Origin of the sequence: Vibrio sp. OPT46, assembly GCF_015163535.1 — a bacterium.
Classification (GTDB): Bacteria; Pseudomonadota; Gammaproteobacteria; order Enterobacterales; family Vibrionaceae; genus Vibrio; species Vibrio alginolyticus.
The window spans coordinates 52,874-57,443 of sequence record NZ_JADDYG010000236.1 but is presented as its reverse complement, the minus strand read 5'-3'; the positions used below and the strand labels follow the sequence as shown (position 1 = coordinate 57,443).

At 42.0% G+C, this 4,570-nt stretch carries 6 protein-coding genes and 2 pseudogenes; 4 read left to right on the top strand and 4 right to left on the bottom strand.

Annotated elements, in window-relative coordinates; all coding sequences use genetic code 11:
* Positions 1-258 (top strand): annotated as a pseudogene (locus IQR33_RS09770) (glutamine--tRNA ligase); the annotation flags it as partial.
* A 221-nt stretch (positions 259-479) separates the two neighbouring features.
* On the opposite strand, the gene fcrX reads toward IQR33_RS09770, so the two are convergent.
* Positions 480-929: a ferric iron uptake transcriptional regulator FcrX gene (gene fcrX / locus IQR33_RS09765; protein WP_005382141.1), complete on the bottom strand. Its 450-nt coding sequence runs from the start codon at positions 927-929 to the stop codon at positions 480-482.
* Between the two features lie 200 nt (positions 930-1,129).
* Between fcrX and IQR33_RS09760 the strand changes: the two genes are divergently transcribed.
* Positions 1,130-1,633: a DUF4442 domain-containing protein gene (locus IQR33_RS09760; RefSeq protein ID WP_005382144.1), complete on the top strand. Its 504-nt coding sequence runs from the start codon at positions 1,130-1,132 to the stop codon at positions 1,631-1,633.
* Positions 1,634-1,685: 52 nt separating this feature from the next.
* Here IQR33_RS09760 and fldA read toward each other — a convergent pair whose 3' ends face one another.
* The 3 genes from fldA to IQR33_RS09745 form a co-directional block, all read right to left on the bottom strand.
* Positions 1,686-2,219, bottom strand: coding sequence for a flavodoxin FldA (fldA, locus tag IQR33_RS09755; RefSeq protein ID WP_005382146.1), 534 nt, complete (start codon positions 2,217-2,219; stop codon positions 1,686-1,688).
* A 48-nt stretch (positions 2,220-2,267) separates the two neighbouring features.
* Positions 2,268-2,489: a DUF2788 domain-containing protein gene (locus IQR33_RS09750; protein WP_005393038.1), complete on the bottom strand. Its 222-nt coding sequence runs from the start codon at positions 2,487-2,489 to the stop codon at positions 2,268-2,270.
* A gap of 112 nt (positions 2,490-2,601) precedes the next feature.
* Positions 2,602-3,369 (bottom strand): alpha/beta fold hydrolase, encoded by a 768-nt coding sequence (locus IQR33_RS09745; protein ID WP_017634814.1) that lies wholly within the window; start codon positions 3,367-3,369, stop codon positions 2,602-2,604.
* A gap of 92 nt (positions 3,370-3,461) precedes the next feature.
* Between IQR33_RS09745 and seqA the strand changes: the two genes are divergently transcribed.
* Together seqA and IQR33_RS32700 are read left to right on the top strand one after the other, a co-directional pair.
* A complete protein-coding gene (gene seqA, locus IQR33_RS09740; RefSeq protein ID WP_005382149.1) occupies positions 3,462-4,004 on the top strand; it encodes a replication initiation negative regulator SeqA in 543 nt (180 codons plus the stop codon).
* Between the two features lie 92 nt (positions 4,005-4,096).
* Positions 4,097-4,570 (top strand): annotated as a pseudogene (locus tag IQR33_RS32700) (phosphoglucomutase, alpha-D-glucose phosphate-specific); the annotation flags it as partial.

The window sequence follows — 4,570 nt, the reverse complement described above, 5'->3', positions numbered from 1 at the left end:
CGTCTGTACGATCGTTTATTTACGGTGCCAAACCCAGGCGCAGCGGAAGATTTTGCTTCTACTATCAACCCTGAATCATTAGTTGTGATCAATGGCTTCGTCGAGCCTAGCCTAGCTTCCGCAGAAGCAGAAAAAGGTTACCAGTTTGAACGTATGGGTTACTTCTGTGCAGACTCGAAAGACTCTTCAGCAGATAATCTAGTATTCAACCGCACGGTTGGTTTACGTGATACCTGGGCAAAAATTGAGAATCAATAATCTCAATTAATGCTGAGAGTGATGAAAAATGCCAGCAAACGCTGGCATTTTTTATACCTAATCCCACAGAGTGCTATATAGAAGTGCAAAACTGTGGATAAAAAAGATGGGTGTTTAGTAGCTTTTGTTCTGTAACCAAAGTACTGACGTCTAAGGTACTGACTTCTAGAAACAAAAAACGCCAGCATGTGCTGACGTTTACTTTTTAAATTAACAAACCCTTATTTTTTCGGTTTGTGTGCATCTGGATTGTCTTTACAACCACCATCGCTACACTTGCCGTACAAGTATAAGCTGTGGTTTGTTAGTGTGACATTGTACTTAGCTGCAATCTCTTTTTGACGTTCTTCAATAAGATCGTCAGAAAATTCAATTACCTCACCACAGTCTAGGCACACTAGGTGGTCGTGGTGATGTTGAGTCGATAATTCGAAGACTGACTTTCCACCTTCAAAGTGGTGACGAGTTACAATACCAGCATCGTCGAACTGGTTTAGAACTCGGTAAACAGTTGCTAGGCCAATTTCTTCACCTAGATCAATCAACTTTTTGTACAAATCTTCAGCACTGATGTGCTGGCAGTCTGGCTGCTGAAGTACTTCTAGAATTTTTAGCCTCGGAAGGGTTACTTTTAAACCCGCATCCTTCAGCGCCTGATTATTATCTGACATATACTTTCCCGTTGGATCATCTGCAGCGATTTAACAGAATTCAATCTTCCTACCATTATAGGATAAGCGTTCGGAACATTAAACCACGAACTTCAAAGGGTTAATAGAATCTTTTTGTAAATTAGAAACAGGTCTATTATATTACAGCTCTGACCAGTTACAATTATGTAACATTAAGCTTGGAGAGGGCAGAGATAGCGATGAATAGGCGACTAGCGAAGATATACAAACCAGGAATTGTAAAGTTCGCACTCAATATTTGGCCTCCTTTTTGGGGGGCGGGTATTAAAATCTTACATATTTCTCAAGACTTCCGTACTGTAAAGGTACGTTTAAAGCTTCGCTGGTGGAATAAAAATGCCAATCGCACCCAATATGGCGGCAGTATTTTCTCTTTAACTGATCCTATTTACTCGTTGATGCTGATGGGGATTCTACGAGAGGAATATTATGTGTGGGATAAAGAGGCAAGCATTAACTTTATTAAGCCGGGGCAAAGTGATTTGTTTGCAGAATTTGAGGTCACTGAAGGGATGCTGGAAAACATTTATCAAATGACACGGAATGGAGAAAAGTGTTTTCCTGAGTTTATTACTCATGTAAAAGATAAACAGGGGAATGTGGTTTCAGAGGTTCAACGCAAGCTTTATGTAAGAAAGAAACCTCAGTATCGCGAAGAGGAAGTACTTACCGATGCTGTGTGACAATACATACAAAAAGACCTCCAAGTGGAGGTCTTTGCATCATTCAATTTGATTAGCCTTCTAGCTCAGCTAAACACATCTCTTCATAGATCTGTTTAACCCAGCTTTCAACACGCTCGTCAGTCAATTCTGGTTGGCGGTCTTCATCAATACATAGACCTACGAATTGGCTTTCGTCACCTTCAACAAGTGCTTTAGACGCTTCAAATTCGTAGCCTTCTGTCGAGGTATGGCCAAGAATTGTGCCGCCTTTAGACTCAACGATATCACGGACTGTGCCCATCGCGTCACAGAAGTATTCTGCGTAGTCTTCTTGGTCGCCACAGCCAAAGATAGCCACTAGCTTAGTAGAGAAGTCGATTTGCTCAAGTTCAGGGAAGAAGTCATCCCAATCACATTGTGCTTCGCCGTAGTACCAAGTTGGGATACCTAGAAGAAGAAGATCGAAGTTATCAATGTCTTCTTTGCTGCTTTTCGCGATGTCTTGAACGTGAACTAGATGTTTACCTAGTTGCTTTTGAATCATCTTTGCAACGGCTTCAGTATTACCTGTGTCGCTACCGAAGAAGATACCTACACTTGCCATAGAGTCTATACCTTTACATTGTTTGTTATTGGCGATGCTACTAAGGGTTTAACCTAACCCTGAGCCTTCCCAAGTTAGCTGAATTACACCTTTTGCAATAAAGCCAGCACAGCCTAGGAAAAGGACTAACCACACAATACGACGACCAAAAACAGGTACATTGCCTTGCTTTAGCACATCTTTTATCGCCATCCCGATGAAAAAAAAGATAGCAGCAAAAAGAAGATCGAGCCCAATAGACTCGAGCATATCCATATAGTCGTAAAGCATTTTAGCCCTTCATGCCGAAAAATCTTGGGCGCACTATACCACTGTTAAACGGTAAAGTTAATGCACTACAAGAAGGGTTATTTCAATAATCTAGTGTTGCTTTTCGAATTTGTTAACTCGAAATGTATTTTCGAATGACTCTCATTACTTCTGTCGGTTTCTCGGCGTGTAACCAGTGACCAGTGCCAGCGATAATGTGTGCTTTAGCATGGTTAAATTGTCGCTTCACTGCCGGCTGATGTTCTGGCATTAAGTAGTCAGAGTCGCCGCCTTTGATAAACAAAGTTGGGATATCTGTTGGTGTGATTTCTTGCCAGCCAATAATTTGGTCATAATTATCAAAAAGGCTCGGTACGTTAAACCGCCAATCCATCTTATCGCCATTTTTGTACAGTGATTTAGAGAGAAATTGTCTTACACCATCGAGTTCAATATGTTGAGCTAGGATATCCATGGCTTGCTGTCGATTTGCTGGTTTTTCATTAATAACAGCATGTAAGCCGTTAAAAACATTATCGTGACGGTTCGTAGTGTAGGCAACAGGCGCCATGTCGAGAACGACTAACTTCTTGACTACATTTGGAGCAATGTCCACAAGAGCCATCGCGACTTTTCCGCCCATGGAGTGCCCAATAACAATAGATGGCTCAACGTTTAAGTGCTGAAGGAGCTGAGCCACATCTTTTGCCATATCGGTATAGTTATGGACTTCGGAGTGGAAAGAGAGGCCGTGATTTCTCAGATCAATACTGATCACCGTGTGATCTTTAATAAGATCGCGGGCGAGTAGACCCAGATTACTTAAACTACCAAACAATCCGTGAATCAAAACAACTGTTTGGCCTTGGCCTTCCTGCTTATAGTTGAGTAATGCTGACATTTTATCTTATTCGTGATGGGTTTAACGTGGAGTATCCGCGTGGATCTCGTTATAATCCCCCAGAGTTTAAACATTGAGAATGTGAAAAGCGAATGAAAACAATTGAGGTTGATGAGGATCTATACCGTTATATAGCTAGTCAAACTAAGCATATCGGTGAAAGCGCCTCGGATATTTTGCGACGCCTTTTAAACCTTGATGGTCAGTTGCAGGAAGCTAAAGCCGCGCCTGTAGTAGAGAAGCCACAAGGGATTGTAGTAAGTAAAGATGCGGGTAAAACGGAATCTGTTGATGTAGTGAAAGAAATGCGTTCGCTGCTTATTTCTGATGAGTTTGCCGGTCTAAAAAAAGCGATTGATCGCTTTATGTTGGTATTATCGACCTTACATAAATTGAATCCAGAAGGTTTCGCCCAGGCTACGAATGTAAAAGGACGCAAACGCGTGTACTTTGCAGATAATGAAGAAACCTTGCTAGCAAACGGTAATACGACCAAGCCAAAAGCCATTCCTGGCACACCGTTTTGGGTTATCACGAATAACAATACAAGTCGTAAAAGACAGATGGTTGAACAAGTGATGGCACACATGGGGTTCCAACCTGACTTAATAGAAAAAGTAACAGGTTCAATCTAAGAAACCTGATAGAAGCCTCATAATGCGTCGCAGTGAGCGGATATTATGAGGCTTTTTTAATTTTATTTGTATTTAAAGAAAGGATGTCAAACATGGCTATGCACCCTCGTGCTGGGCAAAAAGCGCAGCAGGAAGATCTTCACAATATCCCAGCACTCGTTGCTAACTACTTCTTACTTCAACCAGACGCGGCAAACGCAGAACACAAAGTTCAATTTGGTACTTCTGGCCACCGCGGTACTGCAGACAAGCACACTTTTAACGAAAACCACATTTTAGCGATCGCTCAAGCGGTAGCAGAAGTTCGTGCTGAGCAAGGCACAATTGGCCCGTTGTTTGTGGGTAAAGACACGCATGCGCTATCTGAGCCTGCTTTCTCAAGTGTGATTGAAGTACTGATTGCAAACGGTGTGAAAGTGATTGTCCAACAAGACAACGGTTACACGCCAACACCGGGTATTTCACACGCGATTCTGACTTACAACATCAAACACGATGAAAAAGCAGACGGTATCGTTATTACCCCATCACATAACCCACCACAAGACGGCGGTATCAAATACAAT

Coding starts and splice junctions, on each gene's coding strand:
- IQR33_RS09760 (WP_005382144.1), top strand. CDS start 1,130: ATGAATAGGCGACTAGCGAAGATATACAAACCAGGAATTGTAAAGTTC.
- seqA (WP_005382149.1), top strand. CDS start 3,462: ATGAAAACAATTGAGGTTGATGAGGATCTATACCGTTATATAGCTAGT.
- fcrX (WP_005382141.1), bottom strand. CDS start 929: ATGTCAGATAATAATCAGGCGCTGAAGGATGCGGGTTTAAAAGTAACC.
- fldA (WP_005382146.1), bottom strand. CDS start 2,219: ATGGCAAGTGTAGGTATCTTCTTCGGTAGCGACACAGGTAATACTGAA.
- IQR33_RS09750 (WP_005393038.1), bottom strand. CDS start 2,489: ATGCTTTACGACTATATGGATATGCTCGAGTCTATTGGGCTCGATCTT.
- IQR33_RS09745 (WP_017634814.1), bottom strand. CDS start 3,369: ATGTCAGCATTACTCAACTATAAGCAGGAAGGCCAAGGCCAAACAGTT.